We start from the raw sequence: 18,226 nt of genomic DNA on the forward strand, positions 1-18,226 counted from the left end.
TTTAATTAATGCAACTAAGTTTCAGTAAAAGTTAAAATACAATACCTTACAGCATTATTTTAAAACAGTATGGACAGAAGAAAATTTCTAAAAGGCTCAGCATTACTTTCAGGGTTATTGACCTTATCACCGTCTGATCTCTGGAGTTTCGGGAAGAATACCGAAATGCATCAGAAAGGAAAAGCAAAGAATATCATCTTCATGGTAAGTGACGGAATGAGCCTTGGAACACAGTCAATGGCAGATTTATATTCAAGAAATATTTTGGGAAAAGGAAGCAACTGGCTTAATCTGTACCATGACAAAAAGGTAACCCGTGCTTTGATGGACACTGCTTCAGCAAGCTCAATTGTAACGGATTCAGCGGCTGCAAGTTCAGCTTTTGGAGGAGGAATAAGAGTAAAAAACGGAACCCTGAACATAGGAGCCAACGGAGAAAAACATCTTCCCATATGGCAGCAATATAAAAAAGCAGGAAAGAAAGCCGGATGTGTAACTACGGTTACCATTACTCATGCAACACCCGCTGGTTTTTGTGTCAATTCTTCAAAAAGAAATGCAGAGCCTCAAATTGCCGAAATGTATGCTGACTTGGAACTGGATGTACTTTTAGGAGGTGGTGACGAGTTTTTTAACCCTGCCAAAAGAGAAGACAAAAAAGATCTTTATTCCGTATACCGCCAGAAAGGATACAGAATCCTGAAAACGCAAAATGAACTGAAAGAAATCAAAAAAGGAGAGAAGCTGTTAGGAATATTCAGTACAGGGGCATTGCCTTATAGTATTGACAGAAACCATCTTCCGGAACTTAAAAACACTCCGACTCTTGCTGAAATGGCCAGCACAGCTATCAATCAGATGAAAGATCATCCCGCTGGTTTTGTTCTTCAGGTAGAAGCCGGAAAAGTAGACTGGTCTGCTCATGCCAATGACGTAGCAGCACTTATTCACGATCAGCTGGCATTTGATGAAGCCGTAAAAACGGTAATGGATTTTGCAGAAATAGACGGAAATACTTTAGTCATTATCACTACAGACCATGGAAACGCTAATCCGGGAACGATTTACGGAACGGATGCAACCAAGAATTTCAACAGTATTTCAGACTACAAATACACTAATGAATATATTCTGAACAATATTCACAAAGAATATTCAGCAAAGGATATAAAAGACTGGGTTTATGAAGGCAACAAAATTATCCTGAATGATGATGAAGCCAAACATCTTCTGAGCTTTTACAATGGTCTTGAAAAAGCAGAAGAAGGATTATATAATTATAAGAAACTGCCTTTTAAGCTTTACTCGGAAATTCAGAAAAACAGGAATTCTGTGGGATGGATCAGTATGGATCATTCGGGAGATTATGTGGAAGTGGCAGCCTATGGTCCTGGGAATGAACTTCTAAAGCCTTTTGTTAAAAATACAGATTTGCATGATCTGATGCTGAAGGCCTGTACAATATAAACATTCATATTTTTTCATATTTATTTATTTGGGAGATGCGAGGCGGATTGATTGTGTCCGCCTTGTTTTTTTGCGAAATTTAATCAAATGATTAAAATAATTGATTAAGCTATGTATTTTCTTTATATCTTTGTAAAAGAATAGAATAGGAATGAAAAAAATAGATACCAGTACGGAAGAAAAAATCAAAGAAGCAGCCCGTATTGTGTTTTATAAAAAAGGATTTGCTGCAACGCGAACCCGGGATATTGCCGAAGAAGCAGGAATCAATCTGGCATTGCTTAACTATTATTTCAGAAGCAAAGCCAAGCTTTTCGAGATGATCATGGTAGAAACAATGGCTGGATTTTTCCAGAACTTAATGATGGTTCTGAATAATAAAGATACCAGTATTGATGAAAAAGTAGTAGAAGTTGTTGGAAAATATATCGATCTCATCATTAAGGAACCAGAAATTCCTACTTTTATTATTAGTGAACTTCGTAATAATCCCAATCTGCTTTTACAAAAGATACCTCTAAAAGAAGTAATAGAAACCTCAGAGTTTTTAAAACAACATCAGGAAGCTGTAAAGAATGGAAGCATTAAGGAACCCAATCCTCTCCATTTTCTGATCAATATACTCGGACTTACTGTTTTTCCTTTTATTGCCAAACCGATGCTCCTGGGAAGCAGCAAATTAAATGATAAAGAATTTGAAAAAATGATGCTGGAACGCAAAAAGCTTATTCCTATGTGGATAAAAGCTGCCATGTCATCAGGATAATTTTTTTATCCTGAATTTAATCAAATGATTAAAACCCATGAATAATAAAGACAAAATTGATTTTAACTTAAAATAATCAATTATTATGTGTAGAAAATTTCATATCTCTATTATAGTTTTTTTGAGTTGGGGTGCTGTTATTCCTCTGAAAGCTCAATCTGAATCATTAACACTTGAAGAATGCTATCACCTTGCAAAAGAAAACTATCCTGAAATCAAAAAATTAGGAATGATGGCAAAAACTGCAGAGTATACAATAGATAATGCAAACAAAGGCTATTTGCCCAAAATTCTATTTTCCGGGCAGGCTACTTATCAGTCCCAGACTATTAGTTTTTCTGATGCTTTAGGGGCACTTCCTATAAGTGCATCGCTGCCGTCATTAAGTAAGGACCAGTATAAAATTCAGGGAGAGGTAGATCAGTTGTTATATGACGGAGGCATTATACACCAGCAGAAAGAACTTACAAAAGCCAATAATGAACTGCAGACTCAAAATATAGAAGTTTCATTATATACATTAAAACAGAGAATCAATGCTTTATTTTTCTCCATTCTTTTAACCAATGCTCAACTCAAACAGAATGAAATAAAAAAAGCAAACCTTCAGACTCAGGTACAGAAGGCCGAAGCTGCTTTGCAATACGGAACCGCCTATCGCAGTAATGTAGACGAACTGAAAGCAGAAGTTGTAAATACAGATATGGCCAATACAGAGTATATATCCAACCGTAATGCCTATCTGAAAATGCTTAGTATCTTCATTGGTAAGGATATTTCCGATTCTTCAGTATTGCAGTCTCCGAAACTAGAACTTTTGTCTTCAGAAATCAACAGACCGGAGCTGAAAGGTTTTGATCTTCAGAAATCGGTTTATACATTACAGGAAGAGCAGCTTAAATCTGATCTTATGCCTAAGGTAAGTGCCTTCTTTCAGGGAGCGTATGGAAGACCAACTCTCAACATTATAGAAAATAAATTCGGGCCATGGTTTATTACCGGAGTAAGATTCAGCTGGTCCCTCGAAAGTTTATATACTTCTTCCAATAAAAAACAAATCCTGGAGCTGAACAGAAAAACGACAGACACCAACAAAGAAACATTTTTAATCAATACCAAAATGGATCTGGCACAGCAAGAAGAAAATATTAAAAAATATAACCTTCTGCTGGAACAGGATAAATCTGTAATTGACCTCCGTCATTCCGTAACCCAATCGGCAGAAGCCCAGCTGGCTAATGGTGTGATTACCACCCATGAATACATCCAGAAGCTCAATACCGAACACCTGGCCAATCAGGCCATGATTCTGCACCAGATTCAGCTGTTACAGGCACAATATAATCAGAAATTTATTTCCGGAAATTAATAATCCTTAAATCCTATGAAAAAAGTTACCATCATACTAAGTGCTTTTATTCTGTTAAGCGCATGTAAACCTAAAGACGATTTCGACGCTTCAGGAAACTTTGAAGCAGATGAAGTTATTGTTTCTGCCCAGCAAAACGGAGAATTAATTTCCTATTCTATACAGGAAGGGACTCAGCTTAAAGCAGGAGCGCAGGTGGGACAGATTGACGTTACAATAGCCCAACTTCAAAAAGCACAGGCAGAAGCCAGTATTGAAGCTTTACAGCAAAAAACAAGCAACACTAATGAACAGGATTTATTGGTGAAAAAACAGCTGGCGGTGCAGGAAGCACAGCTGGATCAACAGCTCTATGAACGTATCCGTACTGCAAACCTTGTAAAAGCAGATGCCGCAACCCGGAAGCAGTTAGATGATATTGATGCCGCTATTGTACAGCTTAAAAAGCAGATCGCAGTTACACGCCAGCAGCTTTCTGTCAATACCTCAAACAACAGCACTCAAAACAGAAGTATTTTAAGTGAAAAAGCACCGCTTGAAAAAACAGCTGCACAGTTTCAGGAACAGATTAATAAAGGAAATATCATCAATCCTATCCAGGGAACGGTCTTGGTAAACTATGCACTGAAAGGGGAAATGCAGACTATTGGAAAACCGCTGTATAAAATAGCAGATATCAGCACTCTTGATCTCAGAGCTTATATTACAGGAACCCAACTACCACAGGTAAAGCTTGGACAGAAAGTAAAAGTAAGAATAGATCAGGGAGAAAAAGGATTTAAAGAATATCCCGGAACCATTACATGGATTTCAGACAAATCGGAATTTTCTCCAAAAACCATTCAGACTAAAGACGAAAGAGCCAATCTTGTCTATGCCATCAAAATACGGGTAAAAAATGACGGCTATTTAAAGATAGGAATGTATGGAGAAACATTATTTTAAGAATTAAATACGATCATCAAAACATGTTTTCCATTACCGTAAAAAATATAATCAAAACCTACAACGGCGTAAAAGCAGTTGATGATGTTTCTTTTGATGTAAGGAAAGGAGAGCTTTTTGGCCTCATCGGGCCTGATGGAGCCGGAAAAACATCCCTGTTCCGGATTCTGACCACCCTTTTACTGGCAGACAGCGGAACGGCAGAAGTGGAAGACCATGACGTAGTAAAAGAATATCAGACCATCAGAAATAAAGTAGGTTACATGCCCGGAAAATTCTCATTGTATCAGGATCTTACCGTTGATGAAAACCTGAAATTCTTTGCAGCCATTTTTGAAACCAGTATCGAAGAAAATTATGACCTGATTAAAGACATTTATGAACAGATCAAACCATTCAGCAAACGGCGGGCAGGAAAGCTTTCAGGCGGAATGAAACAAAAATTAGCACTTTGTTGCGCTCTGATTCATAAACCGGAAGTATTATTCCTGGATGAACCTACCACCGGAGTGGATGTTGTTTCCAGAAAAGAATTCTGGGATATGCTGGCTAAGCTGAAAGAGCAGAATATTACCATTTTGGTCTCAACTCCTTATATGGACGAGGCAAGGCTTTGTGACCGAATTGCGCTAATGCAGAATGGAAAAATAATGTCTGTAGATCAACCCGAGAATATTGTCAACAGTTTTCCTAAATTACTTTTTGCGGTAAAAAGTAAAAATATCTATCCGCTTCTGCAAGCTCTTCGTACAGACAAAGATGTTGAAAGCTGCTATGCATTTGGAGAATATCTGCACCTTACATTAAAAGAAGACGGCAAACGGCAAACTGTAATAGAGATAGCAGAAAAATACCATCCCGAAGATCTGGAAGTTATAGAAATAACGCCCACTATTGAAGATAGTTTTATCCGGCTGATGCATGAACAAAAAGAAGTAAATCATGGAAAATAAGGCAATTATATGCAGAGATCTCACCAAACAATTTGGAGACTTTAAAGCCGTGGATGCCATCTCTTTTGATGTAGATCAGGGAGAAATATTTGGTTTTCTTGGCGCTAACGGGGCTGGAAAAACGACCGCCATGCGAATCCTTTGCGGACTATCTTATCCTACTTCAGGAACAGCATCAGTGGCAGGATTTAATGTTTATAAACAACAGGAACAGATCAAAAAAAACATTGGCTACATGAGCCAAAAATTCTCTCTCTATGATAATCTTACTATTCTGGAAAATATTGAGTTTTATGGCGGTGTATACGGTGTTTCCCGCAAGGATATAAAAACAAGAAGCACTGAACTTGTTTCTACACTGGGCTTAGAAAGCGAAGCTAAAAAGCTGGTAGGAGCGCTGCCGTTAGGATGGAAACAAAAACTGGCATTCTCTGTGGCTGTCTTTCACAGACCTAAAATTGTATTTCTTGATGAGCCAACAGGAGGTGTGGATCCTATTACCAGGCGACAGTTCTGGGATATGATTTACCAGGCTGCTGCAGATGGGATTACCGTGTTTGTAACCACTCACTATATGGATGAAGCAGAATACTGCAACCGGATCTCCGTCATGGTAGATGGAAGGGTAGAAGCCATGGATACTCCTTCTAATCTTAAAAAGAAGTTCAATACCCATTCAATGGATGATGTATTTTATGAACTGGCAAGAGGAGCCAAAAGATCAGGAGATTAAAAACAGTAAAAAAATGAAACAGTTATTCGTATTCATCAGAAAAGAATTCTATCATGTATTCAGAGACCGGAGAACTCTGCTGATCCTTTTCGGTATGCCCATTGTCCAGATTATCCTTTTTGGGTATGCTCTGAGCAGTGAGGTCAAAAATATCGGGATTACTGTTTTGGATAATTCCCATGATGTTCAGTCTGAGCAAATCATTTCAAAAATAAGATCAAGCACTTATTTCCGGATGCAGGAACCTTCTTTAAACTATCCGGATATTGAAAAAAAATTCAGGGAAGGAAACATAAAATGTGCGGTGATATTTCCTGTAAATTTCGGAGCAGATATTTATACCATGAACGGAGCACAAATTAGGATTATTGCTGATGCTTCAGACCCAAATACAGCCACTATTCTTACTAATTATCTCAATGTGATGATTGCAGACTACCAGCAGCAGCTCAATCCCAATATAAAACCTTCCTATCAGATCATTCCCGAAATGAGACAACTTTATAATGAAGAGCAGAATGGATCTCTCAACTTCATTCCGGGCGTTATTGCATTAATCTTTATGATTGTAAGTACTGCCTTAACATCTGTGGCTGTAGTCCGTGAAAAAGAACTTGGAACGATGGAAATACTATTGGTGTCTCCTTTTAAGCCCGTTATGGTATTGGTAGCAAAAGCGATTCCTTATCTGGTTCTTTCTCTTGTCAACTTTATCATTATTCTCCTTCTTTCTGTTTATTTATTAGATGTTGAGATCCGTGGAAGCCTTATTTTGCTGTTTGCGGAAAGCATATTGTTCATTATCACCTGTCTTTCATTGGGCTTATTGATATCCAATGTTACCAATTCCCAGCAAACCGCTATGCTGATTTCCATGATGGGAATGATGCTTCCTACCTTATTATTAACTGGTTTTATGTTTCCGGTAGAAAATATGCCCGTTGTTTTTCAGGTAATATCCAGAATTCTTCCTTCCAGATATTATTATGATATTGTAAAAGCAGTTATGCTGAAAGGCCTTGGTTTCAGATACGTATGGAAAGAGACGCTTATTTTACTGATCATGTCGGTGGGATTGCTGGCACTTGCCCTGAAGAAATTTAAAATCCGCCTGTCATGAGAATAATGATATTCATATTGAGGAAGGAATTTCGTCAGATATTCAGGGATAAAACAATCCTTGCCATGATGTTTGTAATGCCTGTTGTACAGTTGATCATTATGCCTCTGGCAGCCAATTTTGAAGTAAAAAATGTTAATGTGGCCTATGTAGATCATGACCATAGCAGCTATTCTCAGAAATTACTTCATAAAATTACCTCTTCCGGTTATTTTAAGCTGGCAGGAAATCCTAATTCTTATAAAAATGGATTAAAAATGATTGAAGAAGGAAATGCCGATCTTGTTTTGGAAATTCCTCCCGGATTTGAACGGAATCTTGTTCGCGAGGGAAGCCAGAAGGTAAATCTTTCTGTAGATGCAATCAATGGAACAAAATCAGCATTGGGAGGAAGTTATCTCCGCTCTGTCATTAATGATTTTAACAGCAGTTTAGATGTTAATATTAAATTATCTGCCAGAAAACCGGATATTACTCCTGCAAAAATGATTATTAAAGAAACCAATTGGTACAATCCGAGAGCAGAATATAAATATTACATGGTTCCGGGTATATTGGTACTTCTCCTCACCTTAATCGGAGGCTTTATCACAGCCTTAAACATTGTAAAAGAGAAAGAAATAGGAACGATTGAACAAATCAACGTAACACCAATTAAAAAATGGCAGTTCATCTTAGGCAAGCTGATTCCTTTCTGGATTGTAGGAATGACTGTTTTTACCATTGGGCTCATCGTGATGTATGTGATTTATGGCATTTTTCCTGAAGGAAGCCTTCTCACCCTGTATATTTTTGCAGCCGTTTATCTTATTGCCTTACTTGGATTAGGATTACTGATATCTACATTTGCCGATACACAGCTGCAGGCCATGTTTATTGCCTACTTTTTTATGATGGTATTTATGCTGATGAGCGGTTTTTTCACCAATACGGAGAGTATGCCGGACTGGGCAAGAAAAATGTCAAACCTTACGCCAGTAACCCATTTTATCAAAGTAGTTAGGTTAATTGTACTTAAAGGAAGCAGCTTTTATGAAGTACAAACCGAATTCTTTTATCTGATAGGCTTTGCTGTTCTTCTCAACGGTCTTGCCATCTATAATTACAAAAAGACCAATTAAATGTAATGGGTGAAATTTAAATTTCACCCATTACAAAAATATCTTCTATAGCAGAATGGTATTTCCTGCTCAAATATTAAGACTGCTTACGGCGGCGTCCTGAAACCTTTTTATCAAGATCTCTGATATCCTGTCTCAGCTCACGGAACATTTCTTTAAAATTGTAGCTTTCATAATCACCTGGCTCAAAATCTTCCGGGAAAATCCCTGAAGCATACTGCCAGATTTCTACCACTTCCTCAAAAGGAATATCGTAAGGCTCGTAAAAAGAATTGTCTGCACTTACACAAATAGCATTTTCTTTCTTTTCTTTAAAACGCTTATAGGTAATTCCATCATTCAGGGTTACAAAAACATAAGTTTTCCCCTGTTTCAGTTCACTAATTCCTTCTACATATTTTCCTACAATATAAGAACCGTTTCTGAATGGCGGCATAGAGTCCCCATCTGCCGGAAATGCTCTGTACTTCCCATTCGTAAGAAAAGGCAGGGCAATACGCTGAAGGCTCTCAATATAATCAATATCACTATAACCTTCCAGATATCCCATGGAAGCTTTCTGTGGAATAATTTCTATGGTATCATTTCCCTGAGTATCCACCGCAACCGGAAGAACAATTCTGTTATCCGGAAGCTTCAGCATCTCGTCCACAGGGTGTTTCTCAAGATCTACAGACAACATAAGATCGATACTTACATGAAAATACTTGGAGATTTTTACTAGCAGTTCTATAGGAGGTTCGGATATTCCGTTTTCGTATTTTGAATAACGAACTCTGGAAATCGTCAGCTCATCTGCTACATTCTGCTGGGAGAGCTTTCTTCTGGCTCTTAAAAAGCGTATATTATTTGAAAAAATTGACATTGATAAAAGTATGTCAGCAAAAATACAAAATTTGATTCCGTTATCAACCACTGAAGCAGGTTTTACTGTAAGATATAAGGAAATTTGACTCGCTTATTTTCCATTTTTACCAAAACAGGAAAATTTCCAGGCATTTTTACCGGCAATTTAATCAGTCTGACTACTGGTTTTTGATTCAAAACAAGGGATACCACACACGTTAAACAATAATCATTAATAAACATATTTTTATGCATAAATAATAACTCTAAATTTCACAAATTGAGTTATTATTTTTAACATTTAGTAAATCAATCACATATAAGTGAAAATCATATTTTTATTAAAAACCATTTATATTAATAAAATATTAAATAATAAAAACATATAATTAATTTATTGAAAATAATTTGTAATTGTAATATTATTATTCATATATTCGTGATGTAATAATCATATAAAATTATAGTTATGAAAAACTTAAAAAAATTAGACAGAAACGAATTAAAAACTATTTCAGGTAACGGATTACTAGATCCAATCGGCGGACTTCTAGGTGGACTAGGAGGAGTTGTAGGAGGAGTAGTAGGCGGTGTAGGAACTGTCGTTGGCGGTGTTGTCAGCGGTGTAGGTTCTACAGTAGGTGGTGTAGTAGGTGGTGTAGGCACTATCGTTACTAACGCTTTATGCCAAACACAATGTGTTGTTAATGGTGTAATCCACATCAAATTACTTGAGTGCGGTTCTACTTGCTAATAAGTAAGCATTGACCTTAAAAATTATGAGGCTGCCTGGATGGGCAGCCTCTTTCTATGTTATCAGAAGATTTGAAACTAAATTATCTGTATTACTTTATTTTAATCATCTCACATTCCATTACTTCATCAGAAAAATTAGAGCGAAGTCTTAGTAAAACTTTTTCATTTACTACATTTAAAATTTCTGCCATCAGGGTATCATAGGGAGTACTTCCTTCAAGGGATTTGCCCTTTATTACTTTTCTTTTTTTTAATTGATACTCACAGTCATTAATCCAGGTGATATCATATCTTGCCTTATAACCCATTTTTTCATTGGTTTCAATCTGAAATTTACTATTCCGTTCAATGATGGTGATCCCATATTCGCCATTATCTATCTGAAATTTTCCAATATGAGCAGATTTACATTTAAAATTTTGAGCATTTATTATTAAAGAAATGAATAAAAATGGAAAAAATAATTTGTTCATGATAATTTTTTTTTGGCTTTTAGTTTCTGCTAATTTAAAATTTAATCTAAAAAAACGAAGGATTTTTACATGATAAAATTCATATCCTAACTCACTACAATAGAACACCTTTTAGTGTCTAATAGGCACATTTATTTCCACAAAAAAATATTCACCTAACATTGAATTGGGTTGCAAATACCTTTGTACAAAGCATTTAACATAATAAAAAAATCAACTTCGGATAGATTTTGTATTATTTTTTTATCTACTTTTGGAACTCAAACTTTAACAATTTAACCATGAAAAAAGAAAATCAAAATTCTAAGAAATCCTTAGAATCCTTAAAAGGTAAAAAATTAGGTGATTTAAAAACTGTTTATGCAGGATTACAAAATCACACTCTTCAAGATGCTGAAATGGGCAACTGTATTACCCTTATCTATAACGGTGGTACTGCTGATGATTCATCTTGGGATCGTAAGTAATAGCAAGTTAAAAATGGTCACCTCAATTCTATTGGGGTGGCTTTTTTTTGTCTTTTTTTTTGTAATTCCACAAAGGGAAGGTGTTTTTCGGGCGGGTAAATCTCAACCCTTATCACTTGCTTCCCCAATAGTTTTTTTCAAATTATTACAGTATGATTTTAATTTTATCTACACCCAAAGATGATGATACCAATTGGGTAATGGAGCACTTGTCAATTCTTGGCGAAAAGTATATAAGAATTAACGATTTGGATTTATTTACCGGAAAAACGAAAATGTATGTTGAATTACAGCCACAGCCTAAACTGATTGTAGAAAACCAATTTTTCGGAAAAGTGGATATGGCGGAAATCAAATGTGTCTGGTTTAGAAAATTTGGTTTCTTTAACAGGTATAAAGAGAATATAAAAACCGAAAAAAATATAGAGCTGTTAAATTATCTGGAATCTGAATACATTTCAACATTAAATATCTTCTTTGAATTCTTAAAAGATAAAAAATGGCTTAACCATTACCAGAAGCTAGAGTCCATGACCAAAATAGGGACTTTAATGGCTGCCCATGAAACAGGCATTAAAATTCCTAAAACGTATATCTCTAACAACTCCGACAATCTAAACTATGACCAACCTTATATCACCAAATCCATCAACGAAGGCTCTGTGATAGGTATTGAAGATAAAGCATTCTTTTTTTTCACCACTCAATTGAGCGAGAAGAAAATCAAAAGCTATAAAAATTTCTTTCCGAGTTTATTTCAGGAGATGATCAACAAAGAATATGAGCTCAGGATTTTCCATCTGAACGGAAAGAATTACAGCATGGCTATATTTTCCCAAAATGATGCTCAAACCAAAACAGATTACAGACAGGTGAATTATGAAAGTCCCAACAGATATGTGTCTTATAGTCTCCCGGAATCTGTGGATAAAAAAATAACGGCTTTAATGCAGAAAATAGGGTTAAATACAGGCTCTGTAGATATGATAAAAGCCGATGACGGTGAGTATTATTTCCTGGAAGTAAATCCTTCCGGCCAGTTCAGAATGACCTCACTGCCTTGTAATTATAATCTTCATTATGAAGTTGCCCATTGTTTAAAAACCATGAACACATGAAAAAAAGTTTAATACAAGAACTAAAGCATAAAAAGGAATTATTTCCGGTTGTTTTTTCCAATGTTTATCCTTTTCCGGATACCAAAAAAGCAAGAAGAAATAACCTGAGCAGAACAATCTCAACATCTATTCACCAATCTGAAATCTACTGTTTAAGAATATACAAAGATGGGATCAATTTATATACAGAACAATAAAGACAAATATATCAACTTCTTTTCCTGCTGTATACTGGTAAAAGGATTTGAAAGAAGTGTTATATACGATATTCAGAGAGAAACAATAGAGTTCATCCCCAATACCCTGATTGATTTTGTGGAAGATATCAGAGGAAGAAAGGTGAGTGATGTTCTGGAAGAGTATAATGGGCACAAAGTAGCAAAAGAATATCTGAATTTTCTGGAAAAAAAGGAATTTATTTTTTACTCCAGCCATTCATCTTTCCCTGAATTATCTCCTATAAGCACCAATGAAGATACCTCCGAAATTCTTTTTACAACCGTTATTGTATCACAGCATATTTATGATAATTTAGAAACATTTGCTCAAAATATACAGCAACTAGGGGTTAAAAGGCTACATCTTCATTTGGATAATGACAACTGTATGGAAGAACTGCTGAACGTATTATCCTCTTTGGAATATTCCAGAGTAACTAATATATCGCTTTCTTTTCCGTACCAAAAAATCAGTAAAAAAGTTTATGATCACAAGCGGATTACTTCTATCACCATATATAATTCACCAAGAAAGAGATCTGTGAATGAAAATGATATGATCAGAAATTATATCACCGTCAATGATTCTAAATTATTTTTAACCCGGTTTAATTTATTTGATATTGCTATCAGCATAAATGCCTATAATGTGGCAAAAAATTATAATTTAGCCTTGTTCAAGACGATATTTATTGATGGAAACGGGAATATAAAATATAATTCTTCAGATAAAAACAGCTACGGAAATATTTTAGATGATTTTAAAACAATAAAAAAAGACGCTGTAAAGAAGTTATCTAAAATATGGAACATTAAAAGAGAGGAAATTGAACCCTGCAATGTTTGTGAATTCAGATATTGCTGTACAACAACATTTATTCCTGAGAAAAGCAAAAACGGATATGCCGTTAATTGCAATTATAATCCCTACACCGCAGAATTTAATTAAATGATAAATCCTTATTTATTATGAATTATAATATTTTAAAAAGCTTAGTACTTATTTTTCTATCCTGTAATGTTTATGCCCAGAACTTCAGGATTGATTATCTGCTTACTTATAAAGAAGATTCTTTAAACTCAGAGAAAACAACTAAAAACATGCTGCTTTTTGTTCAGGGAAATAAATCGAAATTTTTGGCAGAAAAACAATACCAGACAGATTCAATCAGAAGTACAGGATTTAAAGGACCTTCAATAGGAGATAATAGTTTTTTAGTGATTAATGAGGAAGAGAACTTAAGTTCTAAATATTATTTTTATTTCCGCGATACTTACAGAATAAAAGAACAGGTAAAATTAAACTGGGAACTGAAACCTGATACCAAAAAAATAGACACCTACTTGTGCAGAAAAGCGGTTTTAAAATACAAAGGAAGAACATGGGAAGCATGGTATACGCAAGATGTACCTATTCAGGCAGGACCTTATATCTTCAGAAACTTACCTGGATTGATTGTTGAAATGGAAGATGCTACCGGTTCTTACAAGTTCAGTCTTTATTCCATAAAGAAAAGATCTGAAATGCTGGATTTTGAAAATATGTATAAAGAAGCCCTTACCATTCCGCAAAAGCAGTTAAAGAAAGTATCTTTAGACTATTATAATGATCCTTTAAGAGAAATGAAGTCAAGCAATGTGCAGGCTAAATTTGTAGACGAAAAAGGGAAAGAGGTAAAGCCAGACTTCAGAGAAATGACCAAAACCATTCAGTCCCGTCTGAAACAATACAACAATCCGATAGAACTTTCAGAAGCTATAAAATATCCGAAATAAAGAAAATTCATAATACAATATTCAAGTTTAATAGTTCAACCGCTCTTTCCAGAGCGGTTTTTTTTTATAGCTATAGAAAATATTGAATTTAGAAAATAAGCAATAGAGTACTGATATTCATTTTGTTATATTTAAATAAGGAATCTTATAATAAATCAATAAAGCAACAATGTTGCATTAATAAATTTAATTATCTAGCTTTGCCGGATCATTAAAGTATATGCACATGAAAAAGACCGTTTATTTTTTGATGGGGAGTACACTTTTATATTCCTCATCCATTCTGAAGGCGCAGAAACTTAACCCTGAAAAAAAAGTTGTAAAGGACATAGAATCCGTTGAGATACAGGGAAAAACCAATTACAGTTCAGTAAATATTTCAAGAAAAAAGCTGGATTTCATTCAATCCAGCACGTTAGGAGAGACATTGAGCAAAATTCCGGGGATTCAAAATTCGGGGTATGGACCTAACTCCGGTGCTCCTGTTATCCGAAGCCTGAGCGGAAATCGTGTAAAAATTCTGGAAAACGGAACTGCAGTCAATGATCTTTCCGGAATAAGCCCGGATTTTAATACGGATATAGAGATAAACAATGTTCAAAGTATTACCGTGTACAAAAATTCTGCATCCGTTTTATACGGAGGAAAAGCTATTGGAGGAGCTATTGATATTGAAACCGATTATATTGCCAAACAGTTGCCGGACAAAAAGATCAACTTTAAAGGACTTCTTGAAGGGGGTAGTAACAGCGGACAGAAACAGGCATTCTCAGCCAAAGGTGTGATTGCTAAAAACTGGGTCTGGACAGTAGGAGGGAGCAATCAGAAGCAGGAGCTCGTAAGAATTCCCGAAAAATCTAAAGACAGCAGATGCTATGATCCCAATCTGATGGGTTTCAACAGTATTTTACAGTCACTGTGCCAGGTAGATGTAGATTCCAGAAGAGTCTTAAATAAAAGTCTTTTCCCTTACATCAGTCAGTTTGCAAAAGATCATATGATAGATTATGAGCTTTCTGAAGATGATCTTTACACATTCAGTCCAACCTATTATAACCCTGCTGACGGTAAAAACTATCCTAATCCAAAGAATGATCTTTACGTTCCCGGCCAGGATGCTGCAAAAGACCGCTATAAAAGTGAGGTAAACGGAATTAGAGATTACGTAGAAACAAAAGATGGTGTTATCCCAAACAGTCATTCGGAAAGTAACTCATTTTACGTAGGAACCAGCTATATTGGAAAATCTTTTTATGTGGGAGGAGCGTATCAGAATTCTTATTCTTATTTTGGTGTTCCGGGATATGCTATTGCTAAAATGCCCAAACATACTCATGGAAAACCCCAACAAAAAATAGAGTACCTTCCTATTAATATCAGAAGTTTATCCCATAAAGCTATGTTTGAATCAGGTTACAGCTTCACCAATTTTCCAATTTCCAGTATCAAGCTAAATTATATGGGAGTATTCTCTAAAAATGCAGAACTTCTTGCCCGTTACAGAGCGAATCAGTTTGCAGTGAATCAACATAATGGCCGCCTGGAAATCACACAGCAGAAATTAAAATTCCTGACAGGAAACACAGGGCTGGAAGTGCAATACAGAGATATGGAAGGAACCGGCGGCCAGAGATATTTACCCAATACTATAAGCCGTGAAATCGGGATTTTTACGATGCAACACCTAGATTTTAACTTTATTCAGCTGGATTTGGGATATAGAAATGACCATGTACAGCGCAGAGCAGAAGCAGATAATAAATATGTGAGAAGCCGTGGCCTTTCCGGAGGAAAACTTAGTGACAGAGACTTTACCCTTCATCAATTCCATAGCTCGGCACAGTGGAATATCTTCAAAAAAGCTTATCTGAAAGTACAATACAACCATTCCGAAAGAGCACCGGAAGTGAATGAACTTTATTCCGGAAACAATCATTTTGCCATTCTTACAGAAGAAAACGGGGATGACAGATTGGACAAGGAAATGGCAAATACCGTTGAAATAGGAGCGGGCTTAAATCTCAAAAGCTTTCGGGTATCTGCCAATGTTTACCACACTTTTTATAAAAATTATATTTATCTGGCTCACACAGGCCTTTCCAGAGAAGTTTTTCTTGTAAAAGAATGGCGTTCTGATGATACAGAAATCAACGGAATGGAAGCAGAAGCAGCTTATAAAGCAGACCTGGGAAAACTAGGGAAGTGGGAGATAGGCGGTTATTATGACCTGGTGAGAAACATAAGTGTGGCCGACAGTTCCATAAGAAAATGGAGTGATGGTGATTATATGCCCAATATGCCTACAAGCCGTTTTGGATTCAATCTGGAAGGCACTCTACAGAACTTCAGCATGAATGTAAGTTTAGACCATTATTTAAAACAAAAATATTTAGGGAAAAATATAAACCCAGAGCTTCCTATGCCGGCATTTTCACTACTAAATGTCCGTTTAGCATACAAAGACAGCAGTTTAGGCATTGGTGATCTGGGATATTATATCATAGGAAACAATCTATTGAATACTGAGGCCAGACTTCAAAATTCTCAGTTAAAATTTCTAAGTCCGCTACCTGGAATTAATATTTCAGTAGGAGTAAAAATCACTATATAAACTAACTTTACTTTTGCAGCTATTATCAATAATAGCTGCATTTTTTATAGCTGTTTCAACATAAAAAATTATCAAAAAAAGCTTAAAAAAAGAGCTAGAAAAATTATAATACGACAAGTTCTGTCGCTGTGCGTCTATATCTTTGTATTAGAAATAAGATAAAGAATCCCGGGAAATTTATTGTCTTAGTTAGCTCAATTTTAACCTTAAAATCACTCTTTTTAAATTATGTGTAAAAAACAACTAATAACCATTTTTCTTTTTTCATTTTTCATTTCCTATGCGCAGAATGAATTTATAACCTTGTGGAAACCTAACATCAATGGCATCATTGATCATTCCATAACTTTTGGTGGCACCGGCACCGGCTACACCATTAGCTGGGAAGAGGTAGGCTTTCCGCAGCACAGCGGAGCCATGAGCTCTGTAACCTCCAACAGCAACAATCCAATTACCATTTCTTTCGGTACTTCTTTAAATACCAACCCTCTCCAGGCAACGTATAGACTGAAAGTTTCAAATGGCAGCGGATTATTTTACGGATTCAGGGCCGGTACAGACTCTATTAATCCTAATGCAAATCCCGAGATTACTGAAATTAGTCAATGGGGAGATATTATTTGGCTCCAGCAGTTTAATGCAGGATTTGCAGGCTGCCCAAACCTTAATGTAACTGCTGCAGACGCTCCCAACCTGACACAGGTAAGCAATCTGTCTCAAATGTTCTTTAACTGTTCATCTTTGGTGGGGAATAATTCATTTTCTAATTGGAATACAGGCACCATTACCAATATGAACAGTATGTTTAGCAGAGCTCAACTTTTTAATCAAAATATCGGAACCTGGAATACAGCGAATGTGACAGATTTTAGCAGCATGTTTTCTTATGCAACCGCCTTTAATCAAAACATTTCCGGATGGAATACAGCAGCTGGAACTAACTTCTCTGCGATGTTTAAGGATGCAGTAAATTTTAATCAGCCATTAAATTCATGGAATACAAAGAATGCTGTTAATTTCAGGTATGTGTTTTCTAATGCGGCCGCTTTTAACCAACCCCTTAATAATTGGAATACAGGGAAAGTAACAGATTTTGAGTATATGTTTGAAAATGCAGTATCATTCAACCAGCCGATTGGAAACTGGGATGTAAGTAAGGTGAGCTATTTTGCCGGCTTTAATATGTTTAATGGTGCCATTCTTTTTAATCAGGATATTTCCACCTGGAATATCAGGCTTCAAAACTTTAGTTGGGGTTCAATATCTTTCGGATTTAAAAACTCTGGCTTATCATGTACCAATTACAGTAATTTTCTGGTTGCTCTGAATAATAATCCTACATGGACGAACTCATCAGTAACGTCTGGAACTATAGATGCAACGGGACTTGTTTATTCTACACCGCAAGCCATTTTGGCCAGAGCTCAATTAATTAACAAAGGTTTTAATATCATTTGAGATTCCTATAATTCCGGGTGTTTTTTATC

Annotated in this window: 18 protein-coding genes; 16 read left to right on the top strand and 2 right to left on the bottom strand. The window is 35.9% G+C overall.

Annotated features, from left to right (window positions below; all coding sequences use genetic code 11):
* Positions 1-69: 69 nt before the first annotated feature.
* From CLU97_RS10440 to CLU97_RS10475, 8 genes are all read left to right on the top strand, one after another.
* Positions 70-1,467 (top strand): alkaline phosphatase, encoded by a 1,398-nt coding sequence (locus CLU97_RS10440; RefSeq protein ID WP_121487873.1) that lies wholly within the window; start codon positions 70-72, stop codon positions 1,465-1,467.
* A 151-nt stretch (positions 1,468-1,618) separates the two neighbouring features.
* On the top strand, positions 1,619-2,233 hold the full coding sequence (locus CLU97_RS10445; RefSeq protein ID WP_121487874.1) for a TetR/AcrR family transcriptional regulator: 615 nt from the start codon (positions 1,619-1,621) through the stop codon (positions 2,231-2,233).
* A gap of 85 nt (positions 2,234-2,318) precedes the next feature.
* A complete protein-coding gene (locus CLU97_RS10450) occupies positions 2,319-3,602 on the top strand; it encodes a TolC family protein (RefSeq protein WP_121487875.1) in 1,284 nt (427 codons plus the stop codon).
* A 15-nt stretch (positions 3,603-3,617) separates the two neighbouring features.
* Positions 3,618-4,547, top strand: a complete 930-nt coding sequence (locus tag CLU97_RS10455) for an HlyD family secretion protein (RefSeq protein ID WP_121487876.1) — start codon at positions 3,618-3,620, stop codon at positions 4,545-4,547.
* A gap of 23 nt (positions 4,548-4,570) precedes the next feature.
* On the top strand, positions 4,571-5,500 hold the full coding sequence (locus CLU97_RS10460) for an ABC transporter ATP-binding protein (protein ID WP_121487877.1): 930 nt from the start codon (positions 4,571-4,573) through the stop codon (positions 5,498-5,500).
* The gene (locus tag CLU97_RS10465) at positions 5,490-6,233 is read left to right on the top strand and encodes an ABC transporter ATP-binding protein (RefSeq protein ID WP_121487878.1); all 744 of its coding nucleotides are present in this window, start codon (positions 5,490-5,492) and stop codon (positions 6,231-6,233) included. Before CLU97_RS10460 ends, CLU97_RS10465 begins: the two co-directional genes overlap by 11 nt.
* A gap of 13 nt (positions 6,234-6,246) precedes the next feature.
* Positions 6,247-7,353, top strand: a complete 1,107-nt coding sequence (locus CLU97_RS10470) for an ABC transporter permease (protein WP_121489704.1) — start codon at positions 6,247-6,249, stop codon at positions 7,351-7,353.
* A complete protein-coding gene (locus CLU97_RS10475; RefSeq protein ID WP_121487879.1) occupies positions 7,350-8,474 on the top strand; it encodes an ABC transporter permease in 1,125 nt (374 codons plus the stop codon). The genes CLU97_RS10470 and CLU97_RS10475 overlap by 4 nt, the downstream gene beginning before the upstream one ends.
* A gap of 76 nt (positions 8,475-8,550) precedes the next feature.
* Here the strand turns inward: CLU97_RS10475 and CLU97_RS10480 are convergent, their stop codons facing one another.
* A complete protein-coding gene (locus CLU97_RS10480) occupies positions 8,551-9,339 on the bottom strand; it encodes an XRE family transcriptional regulator (RefSeq protein ID WP_121487880.1) in 789 nt (262 codons plus the stop codon).
* A 450-nt stretch (positions 9,340-9,789) separates the two neighbouring features.
* Between CLU97_RS10480 and CLU97_RS10485 the strand changes: the two genes are divergently transcribed.
* Entirely contained in the window at positions 9,790-10,074 is a 285-nt protein-coding gene (locus tag CLU97_RS10485; RefSeq protein WP_121487881.1) for a bacteriocin-like protein, read from the top strand.
* Positions 10,075-10,165: 91 nt separating this feature from the next.
* Here the strand turns inward: CLU97_RS10485 and CLU97_RS10490 are convergent, their stop codons facing one another.
* The gene (locus CLU97_RS10490) at positions 10,166-10,549 is read right to left on the bottom strand and encodes a hypothetical protein (protein WP_147436470.1); all 384 of its coding nucleotides are present in this window, start codon (positions 10,547-10,549) and stop codon (positions 10,166-10,168) included.
* A gap of 281 nt (positions 10,550-10,830) precedes the next feature.
* Between CLU97_RS10490 and CLU97_RS10495 the strand changes: the two genes are divergently transcribed.
* From CLU97_RS10495 to CLU97_RS10525, 7 genes are all read left to right on the top strand, one after another.
* Positions 10,831-11,016, top strand: coding sequence for a hypothetical protein (locus CLU97_RS10495; protein WP_121487883.1), 186 nt, complete (start codon positions 10,831-10,833; stop codon positions 11,014-11,016).
* Between the two features lie 152 nt (positions 11,017-11,168).
* Positions 11,169-12,134 (top strand): grasp-with-spasm system ATP-grasp peptide maturase, encoded by a 966-nt coding sequence (gwsG, locus tag CLU97_RS10500; RefSeq protein ID WP_121487884.1) that lies wholly within the window; start codon positions 11,169-11,171, stop codon positions 12,132-12,134.
* Positions 12,131-12,331: a hypothetical protein gene (locus CLU97_RS10505; RefSeq protein ID WP_121487885.1), complete on the top strand. Its 201-nt coding sequence runs from the start codon at positions 12,131-12,133 to the stop codon at positions 12,329-12,331. The genes gwsG and CLU97_RS10505 overlap by 4 nt, the downstream gene beginning before the upstream one ends.
* The gene (locus CLU97_RS10510) at positions 12,303-13,301 is read left to right on the top strand and encodes a hypothetical protein (RefSeq protein WP_121487886.1); all 999 of its coding nucleotides are present in this window, start codon (positions 12,303-12,305) and stop codon (positions 13,299-13,301) included. Before CLU97_RS10505 ends, CLU97_RS10510 begins: the two co-directional genes overlap by 29 nt.
* 20 nt (positions 13,302-13,321) lie before the next feature.
* Positions 13,322-14,128: a GLPGLI family protein gene (locus CLU97_RS10515; RefSeq protein ID WP_121487887.1), complete on the top strand. Its 807-nt coding sequence runs from the start codon at positions 13,322-13,324 to the stop codon at positions 14,126-14,128.
* A 226-nt stretch (positions 14,129-14,354) separates the two neighbouring features.
* A complete protein-coding gene (locus CLU97_RS10520) occupies positions 14,355-16,739 on the top strand; it encodes a TonB-dependent receptor (protein ID WP_121489705.1) in 2,385 nt (794 codons plus the stop codon).
* Between the two features lie 303 nt (positions 16,740-17,042).
* The gene (locus CLU97_RS10525; RefSeq protein ID WP_183084549.1) at positions 17,043-18,197 is read left to right on the top strand and encodes a BspA family leucine-rich repeat surface protein; all 1,155 of its coding nucleotides are present in this window, start codon (positions 17,043-17,045) and stop codon (positions 18,195-18,197) included.
* Positions 18,198-18,226: the final 29 nt, after the last annotated feature.

Origin of the sequence: Chryseobacterium sp. 7 (assembly GCF_003663845.1) — a bacterium.
Classification (GTDB): Bacteria; Bacteroidota; Bacteroidia; order Flavobacteriales; family Weeksellaceae; genus Chryseobacterium.